The following is a 16369-nucleotide window of genomic DNA, read 5'->3' as shown; positions in this document are numbered from 1 at the left end:
GGCGCCCCGTCCGTTGTTCCATTGAACCCGAACAGTCGCGAGGGCCGCCTGGCGAGCCCGGTTGCGCAAGGAGGGGTGCAGATGGACGCGATCTACGTTGGCATTGATGTGTCGAAGGACCGGCTGGACGTGCATGTGCGTCCGAGCGGGGAAGCCTTTGCCGTGGCGCGTGACGGCAAAGGCTTGGAAGAGCTCGTTGCGCGCTTGCAGGTGATCTCGCCAGCGCTGATTGCGGTGGAGGCAACCGGCGGCTTCGAGACCATCGTCGCTGCTGCGCTGGCGGGCGCTCAGCTGCCGCTGGTGGTGGTCAATCCGGCCCAGATCCGGCACTTCGCGCAGGCGGTTGGTCAGCGTGCCAAGACGGACCCGATCGATGCGGCAGTCATCGCGCGGTTTGTCGAGGCCGTAAAGCCGGAGCCACGTGCCATGCCGGATCAGGAAGCCCGGCTGCTGGCTGAACTGGTCAGTCGCCGACGGCAGATCATCGAGATGATCGTTGCCGAGCGTCAGCGCGAGAAGCGGGCCGAGAATGTCCGCGTCCGCAAGAGCCTTGCCCGCCATATCAAGGTCCTCGAGAAGGAGCTGCCGGAGATCGACAACGACATCGACACGCTGGTGCGCGGCTCGCCAGTCTGGCGCGCCAAGGAGGAACTGCTGGTCAGCTTTCCTGGCGTGAGCAACACCCTCGCGCGGACCTTCCTTGCCGAGGTGCCGGAGCTCGGCGCACTCAATCGGCGCCAGATCGCGAGCCTCGCCGGTCTTGCCCCGTTCACCCGCCAGTCGGGCCGCTGGAAGGGCAAGAGCATGATCGGCGGCGGAAGAGCCAAGCTGCGCGCCGGGCTCTACATGGCCGCTCTGTCGGCCAGACGATACCATCCGCAGCTCAAGGTCTTCTATCGGCGCCTGGTGACCGCTGGTAAGCCCAAGATGGTCGCCCTCATCGCCGTTGCGCGCAAAGTTCTCACCACCCTCAACGCCATGCTCAGGGACCAAAAACCATGGCAACCCGCTTGACGAAGAACACAGTCGCTGAGGAGCGCGGAACGCGCGTCTCGAAGGATGCACGGCCCGGCCGGTGGCCGTTGACCCTTCGAGACGCGCGCAAGAGCGCGCTCCTCAGGGTGACGGGTCTTATCACGTCTATGCGCACTGTCGCTCTGGCATTAACCCCGTCGCAACACGCCTATTCTCCGAGTTGCCAGCCGATAGCCTTTGTGCTTTCCACTCTTTATATTGCGATGGGATCATCGAGATTGAAGCCCGGGAAACGTCCTTGATCGCCACTTTCTCCAAGCCAGCCCTTGTCCTGGCGCTGCTGGCAGGCACCGCCATGGCTGCGCCCGCGGAGGCCCAATCCGCCGCCGAGGGCCAAAAGCTCGCCTTCGACCGCGGCAAGGGCAATTGCCTGACCTGCCATGTCATCAAGGGCGGCGAGCTGCCCGGCACGATCGGCCCCGAATTGACCGGGCTCAAGGCGAAATACAGCCGCGACGAGCTGATTGCGATCGTCACCGATGAGACCAAGCGCAACCCGCAGACGGTGATGCCGCCGTTCGGCCGAAACCGGATTTTGAGCGAGAAGGAAATCAGCGCGGTGGTGGACTTCCTGCAGACGCTGTGACGCCGCAACCGTCGCTTGAGGAGATTATTCGATGAGCATCACGACCAGCGAATTTCTTGGGAGCCGCCGCCTGGTGCTGAAGGGTGCGGGCGTCGCCGCACTGATCGGCCTTGGCGTCATTCCGTTCGGCGTGCCGCAGGCGCTCGCCGCCGCCAACGACAAATATCCGGAAGAGGCGTTCAAGCAGAAGAACGAGGCCGACGCGATCAAGGCGCTCTACGGCAAGACCGCCGAGCCCTCCGACAAGGTCAAGATGGACGCACCGGAGATCGCCGAGAACGGCGCGGTCGTGCCGATCTCCGCCACCACGACGCTGGCCGATGTCACCTCGATCTCGTTTTTGGTCAGCGAGAACCCGATCTCGCTGATCGCGACGTACAGGATTCCGGCCGGCACGCTGCCGAGCGTCGCCAACCGCATCAAGATGGCCAAGACCAGCAACGTCACCGTGATCGTCGAGGCCGGCGGCAAGCTCTACAGCGCCCAGAAAGAAATCAAGGTTACCGTCGGCGGCTGCGGCGGCTGAGCCAAAAAAGGAAACAAAGCGATGGCATCGAGCATTCGCGTGCGCGCCACGTCAAACGGCGACACCACCGAGGTGCAGGCGCTGATCCAGCATCCGATGGATTCCGGCTTCGTCAAGGACGCCAAGGGCGAGATCATCCCGCCGCATTTCATCCAGGTGCTGACCTTCGAGTATGACGGCAAGCCGGTGTTCGTCGCCGACTGGGGCGGCGGCGTCTCCAAGGACCCCTACGTCAAGTTCGCCTTCAAGGGCGGCAAGAAGGGCGACGACCTGAAGGTCAGCTGGGTCGACAACAAGGGCGCGACCGACACCACCACGGCGAAGATTCAATGACGCGGCGCTTCGCAATCCGCGCAGCAATCGCGACGCTCGCATTTGGCATGCTGGCGCTGGCGCCGGCCGCGCACGCAGCCGACAGCGTCGATCCCGCCGCCGACAAGGCCGCGTTCCAGAAATTCTTCACCAGCAAATTCCCCAAGTTGAAGCCCGAGGATTTTGTCAACGGTCCCTATTCGATGAATGAGGACCTGCACAAGCAGTGGGAAGAGAAGGAGCAGTTTCCGCCCTACGAGTTCTCGCTCGAGGCCGGCAAGGAAATGTTCTCGACGCCGTTCAAGAACGGCAAGACCTACGCCGACTGCTTCCCGAACCAGGGCATCGGCATCCGCCAGAACTATCCCTATTTCGATGAGAAGGAAGGCAAGGTCGTCACGCTCGAGCTCGCGCTCAACCGCTGCCGCGAGGCCAATGGCGAGGCCCCGTTCTCCTATGTGAAGGACGACATGGCGGCGCTCACCGCCTACATGGCCTTCACCTCGCGCGGCAAGCCGATGGACATCAAGATCCCGAACGATCCGCGCGCGCTGGAGGCCTATCAGAAGGGCAAGGAGTATTTCTACACGCGGCGCGGCCAGCTCAATTTCTCCTGCGCCACCTGCCACATCCAGAGCCCGGGCGAGCGCATCCGCGCCGAGGTACTGGCGCCGGCGCTCGGCATCCTGAACGCGATGCCGATCTACCGCTCGGAATGGTCGGGCATGGGCACCACGAGCCGCCGCTTCACCACCTGCAACAGCCAGATCCGCGGCGTGCCGCTCAATCCGCAGGACGACGAGTACCGCAACCTCGAGTACTACCTGTCCTATGTCAGCAACGGCCTGCCGATTTCGGGGCCGGGAGCCAGGCCATGAGCGCGGTCATGCGAGCCATCTTCGCGGCATCGGCCCTGCTGATCGCGACCGCGACCACCGCCCTCGCCGCCTCCGAGGCCGACTACAAGGCGGCCTATGCCGCGGCTGAAGCCGCCAACAAGGAAGCAGGCCAGCTGCGCAACCAGTGGACCACGACAACCTCGACGCTATCCGCCGCAAAAAAGGCCGGTGAGGCTGGTGATTTCGACACCGCAGTCGCCCAGGCCAAGGAGGCCGAGGCGCTGGCAAAGGCATCGATCTTCCAGGCGACCAGCGAAAAGGAACGCTGGAAGGACATGGAAGTTCGCTAAAGGCGCGCAGGCCACGGGGGCCGCGCGGAGAGAGTGATGATCATCCGCCGCCGGGATTTCCTGAGAGCTTCCGCCGCCGCAACGCTCGTGGCCGGCGTGCCTCGCCTCGCGCGCAGCGCCGATACCGCCAGCGTCTACGACCTCGAACGCTTCGGCAACGCCCGCATCCTGCACATGACCGACACGCATGCGCAGCTGAAGCCGGTGTTGTTTCGCGAGCCCGGCGTCAATATCGGCGTCGGTGCGATGGCCGGCCAGCCGCCGCATCTGGTCGGCAAGGCGTTCCTCGACCGCTTCGGCATCCGGCCCGACAGCGCCGACGCCTATGCCTTTACCTGCGTCGAGTTCGAGAAGGCCGCCGTCCGCTTCGGCCGGCTCGGCGGCTTTGCCCATCTGAAGACGCTGGTCGACAAGCTGCGCGCCGATGTCGGCGAAAAGCGCTCGATCCTGCTCGACGGCGGCGACCTCTGGCAGGGCACCGGGCTCGCCAACGCCATGAACGGCGCCGACATGGTGGAGGTTGCCAATCTGCTCGGCATCGAGGCGATGACCGGGCACTGGGAATTCACCTATGGCGAGCAGGTGCTGCGCGACAATCTCTCCCGCTTCAAGGGCGAGTTCCTGGCGCAGAACGTGTTCCTGACCGAGGAGGCCGCGTTCAACGACGCCAAGGCGTTCGATCCGGCCTCGGGGCGGGTGTTCAAGCCGTCTGCCATCAAGGAAATCGGCGGCCATCGCGTCGCGATCATCGGCCAGGCCTTTCCTTATGTGCCGATCGCGCACCCCAAGCGCTTCACGCCAGACTGGAAGTTCGGCATCCGCGACGAGGAGCTGCAAAAGCTGGTCGACGGCCATCGCAACAACGACAAGGTCGAGGCGGTGATCCTGCTGTCGCATAACGGCATGGACGTCGACCTCAAGCTCGCCAGCCGCGTCACCGGCATCGACGTCATCCTCGGCGGCCACACCCATGATGCGATCCCGATCCCGATCACGGTGACCAATGCCGGCGGCGTCACGCTGGTGACCAATGCCGGCTCCAACGGCAAGTTCATCGGCGTGCTCGATCTCGACCTCACCAAGGGCAAGGTCGCCAATGTCCGCTACCGCCTGCTGCCGGTGTTCGCCGAACTGCTGAAGCCCGATCCCGCGATGCAGGCGTTGATCGACAAGATGCGCGATCCCCATGCCGACGAGTGGAGCGACAAGCTCGGCACGGCCGATCGCCTGCTTTACCGCCGCGGTAATTTTTCCGGCACCGTCGACCAGCTGATCTGCGATGCGCTGGTGAACGAGCTCAACGCCGAGATCGCGCTGTCGCCCGGCTTCCGCTGGGGCCTCACCACGCTGGCCGGCCAGCCGCTGACCATGGAAGACGTGCTGTCGGAAACCGCGATCACCTATCCCGAGACCTACGTCGCCAGCATGACCGGCAGCCAGATCAAGGATGTGCTGGAAGACGTCTGCGACAATTTGTTCAACGTCGATCCCTACTACCAGCAGGGCGGCGACATGGTCCGCGTCGGTGGCCTCGCCTACACCTGTACGCCGGGCGAATCCGTCGGCAAGCGCATTTCCGAGCTGAAGCTCGGCAACGGCAAACACCTCGAAGCCGGCAAGCACTACAAGGTCGCAGGTTGGGCCTCGGTCAACCAGCAGAACGGCGCGCCGATCTGGGATGTCGTGGCCAAGCATTTGCGCTCCGGCCGGCCGCCGAACCGCGACGAACCCGCCGTGACGCTGAAAGGCGTCGAGGACAATCCCGGCATCGCGAGGCACGGATGAGGCGGCGCGCGCTCATCGCGGCGCTCGGCCTTGCGGCGGTCGCGCTGGCGACGCCGCCGGCCCGCGCCCAGCTCGCGCCGTTGCAGGACAAGCCGTTCGCCGAGCACAAGGTCGTGCTGCAGCTCTCCGACAACGATCCGAAGAAGCAGGGCCTCGTCCTCAGCGTCGCCAGCAATCTGATGAAGCACTACGACCCCGACAAGGTCGCGGTCGAGATCGTCGCCTTCGGCCCGGGCATCGACCTGTTCAGACCCGATAATGCCAACCGCAAGCTGGTCGAGAGCCTGGTCGCGCAGGGCGCGCGGGTCGACATCTGCCTCAACACCGTCGACACCATCGAGCGCGACACCGGTAAACGGCCCGATTACATCGCAGCCGCCACCCCCGTGCAGGTCGGCGTCGCACAGATTTTGCTTCTCACCGAGAACGGATACACGCTGGTCCGTCCTTAACCCCCGCCGTCATTGCGAGCGAAGCGAAGCAATCCATGCTTTGTCGCAGGGACCGAATGGATTGCTTCGTCGCTTCGCTCCTCGCAATGACGGAGAGAGCGGCAGTCACATGAAATATCCTGCCATGCTTCGCCGTCTCGCCGCCGCCGTCGTGCTTTCGATTGCCTTCACGGCGAGCGCACTCGCCGCCGACAAGCCGCACCATATCGCGATCCAGGTCGACCAGAACGACCCGCAGATCATGAATCTCGCGCTCAACAACGCGACCAACGTGATCGAATATTACCGCGCCAGGAACGAGGACGTGGAGATCGACATCGTCACCTACGGTCCCGGCCTTAACATGCTGCGCAGCGATACCTCGCCGGTGCAGGACCGCATCAGGCGGCTCAAGGATCTCGTATTCCCGGGCAAGATCCAGTTCTCCGCCTGCAACAACACCAGGCAGGGCATGGAGAAGGCCGAAGGCCACGCGATCGCCGTCGTCCCTGACGCCACCATCGTACCGTCGGGCGTGGTCCATCTGATGGAGCTGCAGGAGCAGGGCTGGAGTTACGTGAGGCCGTAGGCGTCCGCGCCCATCCAGAACCGTCATCCTGAGGAGCCGCGAAGCGGCGTCTCGAAGGATGCACGGCCCCATTGCCTCCGCGCGCCAACACTCCTCTCGGAAAGAGCCGGGCCGCCGACCCTTCGAGACGCCGCTTCGCGGCTCCTCAGTGTGACGGTGATGGATTGGGGGTGATGGGACCGGATTACTCCGGGGGATGGATTTGCTTTGAATCCACCCCATCTATGGAATAATATCCTCCTCACGACTCGACCCGGAGAACAGGTAAGCCGTCATGATCTTTCGCCAGCTGTTCGACAGCGTGTCCGGCACCTACAGCTATCTGCTCGCCAGCCGCGCCGGCGGTGAGGCGCTGATCCTCGATCCGGTGCTGGAGAAGGCCGACCGCTACTGCAAGCTGCTGCAGGAACTCGACCTCCGGCTGGTCAAGGCCGTCGACACTCATCTCCACGCCGATCACGTCACCGGTCTCGGCGAGCTGCGCGACCGCACCCAGTGCATCACCATCATGGGCGAGCAGAGCAAGGCCGACGTGGTCTCGATGCGCGTCTCCGACGGCGACAGGGTGACGATCGAAGGCCTCTGCCTCGAAGCGCTGTACACGCCCGGCCACACCGACGATTCCTACAGCTATCTGATGGGCGACCGCGTCTTCACCGGCGACACGCTGTTGATCCGCGGCACCGGCCGCACCGATTTCCAGAACGGCAGCGCGCGGGCACAGTATGATTCGATCTTCAACCGCCTGCTCAAGCTGCCCGAGGAAACCATGGTGTTCCCCGCGCACGACTACAAAGGTGACACCGTCTCCACCATCGGCGAGGAGAAGCGCTACAATCCGCGGCTGCAGGTGAAATCGATCGACGACTATGTCGAGCTGATGAACAACCTCAATTTGCCGAACCCGAAGCTGATGGACGTCGTGCTGCCAGCCAACATGCATGTCGGCCTGCACCAGGACGAGCTCGCCAAGGAAGGCCTCTCGCTTAGCGCGCGCGACGCCATCGCGAGCCTCGGCCGGCCCGATATCCTGCTGGTGGATCTGCGCGAGAGCGGCGAGCGAGCCAAGCACGGCACGCTCGAAGGCGCGCTGCACGCGCCCTATCCCGGGATTTGCGCCACCTTGCAGCCCGGCGGCATGCTGCGCGAAGTCGCGGCCGCGACCGGCCGCCGCGTCGTGTTCTTCTGCGCCTTCGGCGAACGCTCGGCGATGGCGGTGGCCGCTGCGAAGAAGGCCGGACTGGCGAACACCGCGCATATCGAAGGCGGCATGGATGCCTGGAAGAAGGTCGGCGGGCCGGTGGTGATGGGGTAGGTTTCTCCCCGTCATTGCGAGCGAAGCGAAGCAATCCATCTCTCCGCTTGCTGCGGCATGGATTGCTTCGTCGCTGTCGCTCCTCGCAATGACGGTGTACCTACCGCGTCACCCGCTGTAACTCCGCCGTCAACCGATCCAGCGCATCGGCCAGCATCACGCCGCCGCACACGGTGAGCCGCTCCGGCAGCACGATCCGCTTGCTCTCCGGATAGAAGCGCTCCAGCGCCGGATGCAGCAGGAAGGCGCGGCCCTCATCCTCGGCGCGATCGCCGGCCTCCGACACCAGGATGAAATCCGGCCGCAGTTTTACGATGGCCTCCAGCGAAGCAAATCCGCCCGCGCCGAGCCCGAGCTCGCCGGCCGCGTTGATCAGGCCGGTTGCCGCCAGCAGCGAGCTGATCAGGCTGCTGTCGCCCGACACAAAGCCGCGGCGCTCCAGCGGCAGCACGCGATAGTGATGAACACTCGCCACCGCCCGCGCTCGCGCGACGGCCGCATCGAGCCGTGCGATCTCGGCCTGCGCACGATCGGGATGCTGCACCACGTCACCCATCGCGCGGATCTGGTCCCTCACCTCGCCCAGCGTGCGCGGCACTGTGAACTCGACGAGGTGCAGCCCATTGGCCTTCAAGAGATCGCGCGTCGCGCGCTTGTCGAACAGGCTGACCACGACAAGGTCGGGCTTGAGCAACAACACGTCCTCAGCCCCGCCCGACAGGCGCGGATAGTTTCGCGCTTTCTCGGCGGCCCAGGATTGCCAGGCATCGCGCGAAAAGCGGCTCAGCCCGAGGATCTGGTCCGGATCGGCCAGCGACAGCACGAGCTGGTCGCTGCACACATTCATCGAGATGATGCTCGGTCCGGCCGCCAAGGCGGCGGCACACGACATCATCCATGCCGCCGCGGCCAAAACTGCGAGACGCCGCCCACCCATCACACATCCGCCCACGGCACGATGACGGCCTCGCGCTGAAATTCGGCGCGATAGGCGCGGACCCGGAACACGCTAGCCAGAACGCTCTCCGACAACGCGTCGCCCGACGTGCCCTGTGCCGCCAGCCGTCCCTCGGACAGCACTAGCACATGATCGGCAAAGCGCGCGGCGAGCCCGAGATCGTGCGTCACCACGATCACCAGCACGCCGGCGTCTGCGACGTTGCGCAGCTTCTGCATCACGTCGATCTGGTGGCGCGGATCGAGCGAAGCGGTCGGCTCGTCGGCGAGAATCACCGGCGCTTCGACCGCCAGCACCCGGGCCAGCGCGACGCGGCTGCGCTCGCCCCCGGACAGCTCGGTGACGCGGCGGTCGCCGAATTCGGTGACGTCGACCGCCTGCATCGCCCGCAGCACCGCCTCGATATCCTTTTGCGACAGCCGCGCCGGATCGGTCGCGCCATGCGGATAACGGCCGAGCGCGACGATATCGCGCGCCGGCAGCGGCCAATGCACCATGTGCCCCTGCGGCAAATAGGCGAAACGTTTCGCCCGTTCGCGGAGCGGCAGCGACGCCAGCGCGTCGCCGCCGATCCTGATGTCGCCATCGGATGGAATTAGTCCAGCGAGCGCGCGCAGCAGCGTGGTCTTGCCGGCGCCGTTGGGGCCAACCAGCGCGACCAGATGGCCGGCCTCCAGCGACAGCGAAACATCGTGCAGCACCTTGCGGCTGCCGAGCGAGGTATTGAGCGCAGTGGCGGCGAGCAGCGTCATGCCACGCCTCCGCCGAGCGCGCGGCGTTCGCGCATGATCAGATACAGGAAGAACGGCACGCCGATGATTGAGGTCAGCACGCCGACCTTGATGTCCGAGCTCGAGGGGATGATGCGCACCGCGATATCGGCGGCGAGCAGCAGCGCCGAACCGGTGAGCGCGCTCGGCACCAGCAGCCGTGCCGGATCGTGACCGATCAGGGGGCGCATCAGGTGCGGTGCGACGAGACCGATGAAGCCGATCGTGCCCGTGACGGCGACCGCACCGCCGACGCCGAGCGCAACGCCCGTGATCACGAGCAACCTTAGCCGCCCGACATCGACGCCGAGGCTCTGCGCCGCCTCCTCGCCGAGCGTCAGCGCGCGGAACACGTTCGCCTGGCTGAGCAGGATGACCGCACCCACGACGATGAAGGGCAGCGCCAGCGCCACGTGCTGGAAGCTGCGGTCCTCCAGCGAGCCGAGCAGCCAGAATGCGATCTCCAGCACCACGAACGGATTGCTGGAGAGGTTCATCACCAGCGCGGTTGCAGCTCCCGCAAAGCTCGAGATCGCAAGCCCGGCGAGGATCAGGATCAGCAGCCCGGCATTGCGGCCGGCGATTGCGAGCAGCGCGAACACCGAGCCAAACGCGGCGATGATCGCCACCACCGGCAGCGCGTAGGACCGCACATCGGCGAGGCCGAGCGCGATCACCAGCACCGCGCCGAATGCCGCCGATTGCGGCGCGCCGAACAGCGACGGCGAGGCCAGCGGATTGCGCAGCAGGCCCTGCAGCGCCGCGCCTGATAGCCCGAGAATACCGCCGATCGCGAACGCCAGAATGGTGCGCGGCAACCGGATCTCGCGCACGATCACCTGCGCCACGTCGCTGCCGCCGCCGAACAGCGCCTCGATCACCGCAAGCGGCGACAGCCGCACCGGCCCGATGCCGAGCGAGAGCACCAGCAGCAGGACCACGAGCGCGAGCAGCGCCGCGATGGCGCCCCACCGGCGCCGCGCCGCGACCTCGGCCGCCAAGGTAAAATCCTGCACGCTCATTGGATCCATGCTCTTACAGCGATCGCCGTGGCAGGCAAGCGACACCCGCCAAAAACCGTAGCCGTGCGACCGCTGCCCGACGTCCGCCGGGTTGACATTGCTGCCGGGCCGAACCCTAGATGAACATGACGGTTCTTTCATGAGATGAAAAGGGAATGCGGTGCGGGGAAACTTCCCCAATGCCGCGGCTGCCCCCGCAACTGTATGCGGTGAATCCTTCGTCACAGGCCACTGGGAATCTCGGTCCTGGGAAGGCGACGAAGGGTAACGACCCGCGAGCCAGGAGACCTGCCGTCAGCCGTGGTCACACGCGAAGATGCCGGTCGGGGAGTACAGGCATGAGCTTCACCTGATGCGAGAGCGCATGGTGAGACTGGTTTCGCGGTGACGTGCCACTGACGTTACCGAGGTCTCACCTAGATGTTCTCCAACTCGTCCTTCCGGCGCCGCGCGCTTCTGCTCGCGTCGACGATGATCGCGCCGGCAATCGTTCTCTCGACCGCACGGGCACAGCAGGCACCCTCGCCCGATCAGCTACCGGCCGTCGAAATCACCAAGCCAAGCGACCAGAATTTCACGCGCGCCAAGCCGGCCGCCGACGAAGCGCCGGCGCCGCGTCGCCTGGCGCCGGGCACCGCCCAAGGCAACAATGTGGGCAGCGGAGCAGGATCGAACACGACGGGGACCGGCACCGCCAACGGAACGGGCGGCACCGGCGGCGGCCGGCAGTTCGCGGGCATTGTCGGCTCCTCCTCGACCGTGATCACGGCCGACGACATCGCGCATTCGCCGGTGCAGTCGCTGCCCGAGATTCTCGCGCAGGTGCCGGGCGTCCAGCTGCAAACGCTTTACGGCGGGCCGAACGGCGCCAAGACCTCGGTCGACCTGCGCGGCTTCGGCGCATTCGCCTCCGACAACACCTTGTTCCTGCTCAACGGCCGACGCCTCAACGACGTCGACAAGGCCGGCTTCGATCTCACGACGATTCCGCTCGATTCGATCGCGCGCATCGAGATCACGCGCGGCAACAGCGGTGCGGTGCTCTATGGCGACAACGCGGTGGGTGGCGTGGTCAACATCATTACCAAGACCGGCGCCGGCGGTCCGCCGGCGACGATACGCGCCGAAGGCGGCTTCGGCTCGTTCAGCACCCGCATGGCCGCGGTGTCCGCGGCGCTCAATTCCGGCCCATGGTCGACCTCGTTCTACGGCAACGGCATCAAGTCCGACGGCTACCGTGTCAATAACGCGCTCGACCAGCGCAACGCCGTCGGCAACGTCAATTATACCACGTCCGATCTCACCGCCTTCCTCACCGTCACCGGCAGCGACCAGAAGCTCGGCCTGCCCGGCGGACGGCTGGTCGATCCGTCGATCGGCGTCAACGAACTGCTCACCGATCGCCGCGGCGCGGCGACGCCCTTCGACTATGCCAACCAGCAGACCGCCAGCGTCACCACCGGCTTTACCAAGACGCTGATGAATGGCGTCGACCTCATCGTCGACGGCGGCTGGCGGCAGCGCGAGACGCAAAGCGGCTTCTTCGGCACCGTGCCGACCATCAGCTTCGCCTCGACCTACAATGACGCCGCGCTACAGACCTGGTCGATCACGCCGCGGCTCAGCGTCAAGAACGTGATGCTGGGCATGCCGTCGACGATCCTGACCGGTATCGACTACTACGATTCGACGTTCCGCGAAGCACGCGGCGCCTATCAGGGCGTCGATCCCACCCACATCTACAATATCGAGCAGCAGACCGTAGCCGGCTACTGGCAGCACACGCTGGGCCTATTGCCGACGACCGACTTCTCCTACGGGGCGCGCGTCCAGAATACCAGCGTCTCGGCACGCGATCGCTACGATCCGAACGCACCGTTTGCGTTCGACACGCAGGCGGCGCCGCTCGACAGCAACGAGACCCAATACGCGCTGCATGTCGGCGCCGAGCATCGCTTCACCGACACCTTCTCGGTGTTCGGCCGCGCCGCGCGCGCATTCCGCACACCCGATGTCGACGAGCGCGTCGCATCGGGTCCGTCATTCGACCCGCTGACCTTCGCCCCGATCCCGCAGAACTTCCAGCTCAAGACCCAGACGTCGCAGGACGTCGAGGGCGGCTTCCGGGTCAAGACCAACTTGTTTCAGGTCCAGACCAGCATCTATCTGATGGATCTCGAGAACGAGATCCATTTCAACCCGGTGCTGTTCTACAACACCAACCTCGACCCCACCCGCCGCTACGGCTCGGAGACCAGCGCCTCGCTCAAGGTCAGCGACAGCGTCACCCTGCGCGGCGGCATGGCGATCACCCGTGCGGTGTTCCGCGAAGGCATCTGGGCCGGCAACGACGTGCCGCTGGTGTCGCGCTACACCGGCAATCTCGGCGTGACCTGGAATATCTGGCAGAACTATCTGGTGTTCGACGCCACGGTGCGGGCCTGGAGCTCGCGAATCATGGACAACGACCAGGCCAACACCCAGAGCCGGATTCCCGGCAACGCCACTGCCGATCTCAAGCTCAGCGGGCAATACGACCGCTTCTTCTGGTCGCTCAGCGTGAACAATCTGTTCAATGCGCTCTACTACGACTACGCCATCGCGAGCTCGTTCACGGCCGGCCGCTTCTCGGCCTATCCGCTGCCCGGCCGCACCTACATGGTCAAGGCCGGCGCGACGTTCTAGAGCATGATCGGCGCGGCGGGTGTGACCCCGCCGTGCCGCCTCCTCACGTTACAAGCGGCCGCAAACTGGAGTAGAATTCCGGCAGATGATTTGACCCGCGCAGGGGAAACGCATGGCCAAGGCCGGAAAGAAGAGCAAGGGCAGCGGCAAGATCGACGACAAGTCCGACGACAAGTCGAAAAAGCCTCCGCCGCCCGCAGCGCCGCAGGACGACGATTATGAGGATGGCGACATCGCCACGCCGAAGGTCGATCGCTACGGCAATGACGATGAGCCGTTGTGAGGGATGAGCGATGCCCATCCCCCCGTCGTCCCGGGCAAGCGAAGCGCGACCCGGGACCCATAACCACGAATGCCAATTGTCTCACAATGCTGGGGCCACAGCCGTCTTCGACAATCCAATCCTGTGGTTATGGGTCCCGGCTTTCGCCGGGACGACGCGTTGAGAGATCGCGCAGGAAATCCTCCCCCTCGATCGTCTTGATACTCGCGCGATCGAGCAGATGCGCGCCGAAGCCGCCGCGCGCCAACGATGAGGCGATCGGCGGTGATGCCAGCAGCAGCGCTGTCGTCATCGCGAGCGGCACGGCGCTGAGCCAATCGAGCCGCACCGGCGTCAATTCCTCGCTGCTTCCCCGATAACGACCTTCGCCCGCGGCGATGCGGCCGCATTCCCTGATCAGATCACGGCGCGTGCCGTCGCGCGATGCGCTGCCGAGCAGCGCCTGCATCGCGAGGTGCGTCCGCACCCCGGCGCGGCTCTCGGCCAGCGGCGGCGGCGTCTCTCCAAGCGAGACGCGCAGCAGCAGATCGACCAGATCGGTGCCGGACCGGTACGCGTTCATCGGCTCGACCAGCCGCGGGTTGCAGTCGATCAACAGCGGCGTTGCGCTGTCGAGCGGCATGATGACATCGACCGAGAGCGCGCCGTGCCAGCCGAGATGCGCGCCGATGGTCTCGAGCGCGGCGCGGACCGCCGGCCGGCTCACGCTCTCCTTGATCGCCTCGCCGCCGCCGACGCCGGCCGCGATCTGCCGGTAGGCATGGAAACCAGTCAGCGTGCCGCGGCAGAACACCGACTGCGCCTTCTCGACCGTGCCGGTGACGAGATCCTGCGCCAGCACCTCGCCGGCAAAATCGCCGGCGGATTCGAGATCATAGAGCGCGCGGTTGAGATCGCCCGCGTCGCGCACGAACCAGACGCCGCGGCTCGCGGTGCCGACCGACGTCTTGACCACGGATGGAAACCGCAGGCCGTCGCGCAGTCCGTCGGCCGAGGTCACGATCCGGGTCGGCGGCTGCGGCAGGCCGAGCCGGTCGAGCAGCCGGCTGAAGCCGGCCTTGCTGTGCACGGCGCGATAGCTGTCGAAATCCGGCAGCGCCAGGCCCGTCCGTGATATCAATCGCGCCGCGGCGCGGGCGAACAGAAACCCCTGCTCATGGGTCGGCAGCAGCACATCGTATTGCCGCGATGCCAGCAGCCGCTCGACGAAGCGCAGGAAGCCGGCCGGATCTGACCGCAGCGGCGGGCAATGGTGGTACTTGCGGACAAAGCGGGAGTAGCGCGCCAGGCACCAGCGCGAGGGGTCGCAGACCTCGACGTGATGGCCGGCCAGCCCCAGGATCGTGATCGCCTCGCGGCCGGAGGTGCTGGAGCCCTCTGACACAAGCACCCGGAGCGGCTTTTTGGGGTCGATCATGACCGATCATCACCGCAGGACCGCACTTTGTCGCCGCCTTTAATGCCGCATGTGTCGATCCGGCACGCCCGCGCCGGGGGCAGCCATGCAGGCGCGTTCATGGACAATTAGCGGCCAGCCTTTATTTTCTGCCCGCCCTGCCGGGCATATTTTTTGACGCGTTTTCTGCACGCGAACCGATACCCTCTTCGCTCAAAAACGCTTTGGAATTGGGGTTTCACTGACATGGTCGACATTCTGGCCGCACCGCAGCAAGCGAAAGCCGACAGCGCGCTGCGCACGCTGACGGGGATTTCGGTTGCCCATTGGGTCAGCCATTTCCATATCTTCGTGCTGCCGATGCTGTTCCCGTTCCTGAAGCAGCAGCTCGGCGTCGGCTATGTCGAACTCGGTTTCGCGCTGACGGTGTTTGCGGTGGTCTCCGGCCTGACCCAGGCGCCGATCGGCTACCTCGCCGACCATATCGGCGCGCGCAAGATCCTGTTGATCGGGCTGACCATCGGCGGCTGCGCGTTGATCGGGCTCGGCCTGCATCTGAGCTATACCTCGCTGATCGTCTGTGCCATCGCGCTCGGCCTGGCCAACAGCGTCTATCATCCGGCTGACTACGCCATCCTCTCGGCCCATATGGACGAGGCGCGGATGGGCCGCGCCTTCTCGATCCACACCTTTGCCGGATTCCTCGGCGGCGCGGTGGCGCCTGCGATCATGGCAGCGCTCGTCGCCTCGATCGGCGGCCTCGGCGCGCTGGTCGTGGCCGGCGCCGTCGGACCGCTGGTGGCGCTGTTCCTGATCGTGCTCGGCATTCCCGATGCCGGCGCCAACAAGAACAAGCCGAAGGACGACTCAGCACCGAAGGCCAGCGTGATCACGCCGGCGCTGATGGTGCTGACGGCGTTCTTCACGCTGCTCAGCCTGTCGACCTCGGGCATCAACAATTTCGGCGTGGTCGCGCTGATGGGCGGTTACGGCGCGTCGTTCTCGACCGCCAACATCGCGCTCACCGCGTTCCTCGGCGCCAGCGCGGCGGGCGTGCTCGCCGGCGGCTATCTTGCCGACTGGACCCATCGCCACAGCCAGCTCGCCGCGGCCTGCTTCGCGGTCAATGCCGTGCTGGTGCTACTGATTGCGCTGATGAACCTGCCGCCGGTGGCGCTCACGCTCGCGATGGGGCTCGCCGGATTCCTCGGCGGCGTGATCGCGCCGTCCCGCGACATGATGGTGCGCAACGCCGCGCCTCCCGGTGCGGCCGGCCGCGCCTTCGGCATCGTCTCCACCGGCTTCAATTTCGGCGGCATCGTCAGCCCGTTGCTGTTCGGCTGGATCATGGACCAGCACATGCCGCATTGGGTGTTCGGTGCGTCGGTGGGCTTCATGGTGCTGACTGTGCTGCTTGCGCTGGTCACCGAACGCAAGCCGCAGGCCTCCGGGCTTGCGATCCAGGCGCAGCCACGTTAGGGCGCCCT

17 protein-coding genes and 1 riboswitch are annotated in these 16369 nt (G+C 65.6%); of the genes, 13 read left to right on the top strand and 4 right to left on the bottom strand.

The genetic code is table 11. The features are described 5' to 3' along the window. Window positions 1-81 precede the first annotated feature (81 nt). The 10 genes from ACVIGA_RS24440 to ACVIGA_RS24395 all read left to right on the top strand — a co-directional run bounded on the left by ACVIGA_RS24440 (window position 82) and on the right by ACVIGA_RS24395 (window position 7768). On the top strand, window positions 82-1014 hold the full coding sequence (locus tag ACVIGA_RS24440; RefSeq protein ID WP_456668300.1) for an IS110 family RNA-guided transposase: 933 nt from the start codon (window positions 82-84) through the stop codon (window positions 1012-1014). A 316-nt stretch (window positions 1015-1330) separates the two neighbouring features. Beyond that, window positions 1331-1621, top strand: coding sequence for a sulfur oxidation c-type cytochrome SoxX (gene soxX / locus ACVIGA_RS24435; protein ID WP_456670882.1), 291 nt, complete (start codon window positions 1331-1333; stop codon window positions 1619-1621). A 31-nt stretch (window positions 1622-1652) separates the two neighbouring features. Then, complete coding sequence (soxY, locus tag ACVIGA_RS24430; protein WP_456668299.1) at window positions 1653-2147, top strand: thiosulfate oxidation carrier protein SoxY; 495 nt, start codon at window positions 1653-1655, stop codon at window positions 2145-2147. 21 nt (window positions 2148-2168) lie between these two features. Further along, entirely contained in the window at window positions 2169-2480 is a 312-nt protein-coding gene (gene soxZ / locus ACVIGA_RS24425; protein ID WP_050419904.1) for a thiosulfate oxidation carrier complex protein SoxZ, read from the top strand. A 47-nt stretch (window positions 2481-2527) separates the two neighbouring features. Next, a complete protein-coding gene (gene soxA, locus ACVIGA_RS24420) occupies window positions 2528-3337 on the top strand; it encodes a sulfur oxidation c-type cytochrome SoxA (protein ID WP_456670881.1) in 810 nt (269 codons plus the stop codon). Beyond that, on the top strand, window positions 3334-3648 hold the full coding sequence (locus ACVIGA_RS24415; RefSeq protein WP_456668298.1) for a hypothetical protein: 315 nt from the start codon (window positions 3334-3336) through the stop codon (window positions 3646-3648). Before soxA ends, ACVIGA_RS24415 begins: the two co-directional genes overlap by 4 nt. Window positions 3649-3684: 36 nt before the next feature. Beyond that, complete coding sequence (gene soxB, locus ACVIGA_RS24410; RefSeq protein ID WP_456668297.1) at window positions 3685-5433, top strand: thiosulfohydrolase SoxB; 1749 nt, start codon at window positions 3685-3687, stop codon at window positions 5431-5433. After that, window positions 5430-5885: a DsrE family protein gene (locus ACVIGA_RS24405; RefSeq protein WP_456668296.1), complete on the top strand. Its 456-nt coding sequence runs from the start codon at window positions 5430-5432 to the stop codon at window positions 5883-5885. Before soxB ends, ACVIGA_RS24405 begins: the two co-directional genes overlap by 4 nt. Before the next feature lie 109 nt (window positions 5886-5994). Next, entirely contained in the window at window positions 5995-6453 is a 459-nt protein-coding gene (locus ACVIGA_RS24400; protein ID WP_456668295.1) for a DsrE family protein, read from the top strand. A 274-nt stretch (window positions 6454-6727) separates the two neighbouring features. Continuing rightward, a complete protein-coding gene (locus tag ACVIGA_RS24395) occupies window positions 6728-7768 on the top strand; it encodes an MBL fold metallo-hydrolase (RefSeq protein WP_456668294.1) in 1041 nt (346 codons plus the stop codon). A gap of 100 nt (window positions 7769-7868) precedes the next feature. Here ACVIGA_RS24395 and ACVIGA_RS24390 read toward each other — a convergent pair whose 3' ends face one another. The 3 genes from ACVIGA_RS24390 to ACVIGA_RS24380 are packed head-to-tail and all read right to left on the bottom strand — an operon-like array spanning window position 7869 to window position 10518. Beyond that, the gene (locus tag ACVIGA_RS24390; RefSeq protein ID WP_456668293.1) at window positions 7869-8663 is read right to left on the bottom strand and encodes an ABC transporter substrate-binding protein; all 795 of its coding nucleotides are present in this window, start codon (window positions 8661-8663) and stop codon (window positions 7869-7871) included. Window positions 8664-8704: 41 nt separating this feature from the next. Next, window positions 8705-9478 (bottom strand): ABC transporter ATP-binding protein, encoded by a 774-nt coding sequence (locus ACVIGA_RS24385; RefSeq protein WP_456668292.1) that lies wholly within the window; start codon window positions 9476-9478, stop codon window positions 8705-8707. After that, on the bottom strand, window positions 9475-10518 hold the full coding sequence (locus tag ACVIGA_RS24380) for a FecCD family ABC transporter permease (RefSeq protein WP_456668291.1): 1044 nt from the start codon (window positions 10516-10518) through the stop codon (window positions 9475-9477). The genes ACVIGA_RS24385 and ACVIGA_RS24380 overlap by 4 nt, the downstream gene beginning before the upstream one ends. A 112-nt stretch (window positions 10519-10630) precedes the next feature. Continuing rightward, window positions 10631-10828, top strand: a riboswitch (cobalamin riboswitch). A gap of 110 nt (window positions 10829-10938) precedes the next feature. On the opposite strand from ACVIGA_RS24380, the gene ACVIGA_RS24375 reads away from it, so the two are divergent. Both ACVIGA_RS24375 and ACVIGA_RS24370 read left to right on the top strand, forming a co-directional pair. After that, on the top strand, window positions 10939-13203 hold the full coding sequence (locus tag ACVIGA_RS24375; RefSeq protein ID WP_456668290.1) for a TonB-dependent receptor: 2265 nt from the start codon (window positions 10939-10941) through the stop codon (window positions 13201-13203). Window positions 13204-13315: 112 nt separating this feature from the next. Further along, the gene (locus ACVIGA_RS24370) at window positions 13316-13486 is read left to right on the top strand and encodes a hypothetical protein (protein ID WP_223974688.1); all 171 of its coding nucleotides are present in this window, start codon (window positions 13316-13318) and stop codon (window positions 13484-13486) included. Between the two features lie 127 nt (window positions 13487-13613). On the opposite strand, the gene ACVIGA_RS24365 is transcribed toward ACVIGA_RS24370, so the two are convergent. After that, complete coding sequence (locus ACVIGA_RS24365; RefSeq protein WP_456668289.1) at window positions 13614-14903, bottom strand: hypothetical protein; 1290 nt, start codon at window positions 14901-14903, stop codon at window positions 13614-13616. A gap of 225 nt (window positions 14904-15128) precedes the next feature. On the opposite strand from ACVIGA_RS24365, the gene ACVIGA_RS24360 reads away from it, so the two are divergent. Beyond that, the gene (locus tag ACVIGA_RS24360; RefSeq protein ID WP_456668288.1) at window positions 15129-16361 is read left to right on the top strand and encodes an MFS transporter; all 1233 of its coding nucleotides are present in this window, start codon (window positions 15129-15131) and stop codon (window positions 16359-16361) included. Window positions 16362-16369: the final 8 nt, after the last annotated feature.

Source organism: Bradyrhizobium sp. USDA 3240 (assembly GCF_054063295.1).
The sequence above is the reverse complement of the archived record's forward strand: the minus strand, read 5'-3'. Positions and strand labels throughout refer to the sequence as shown.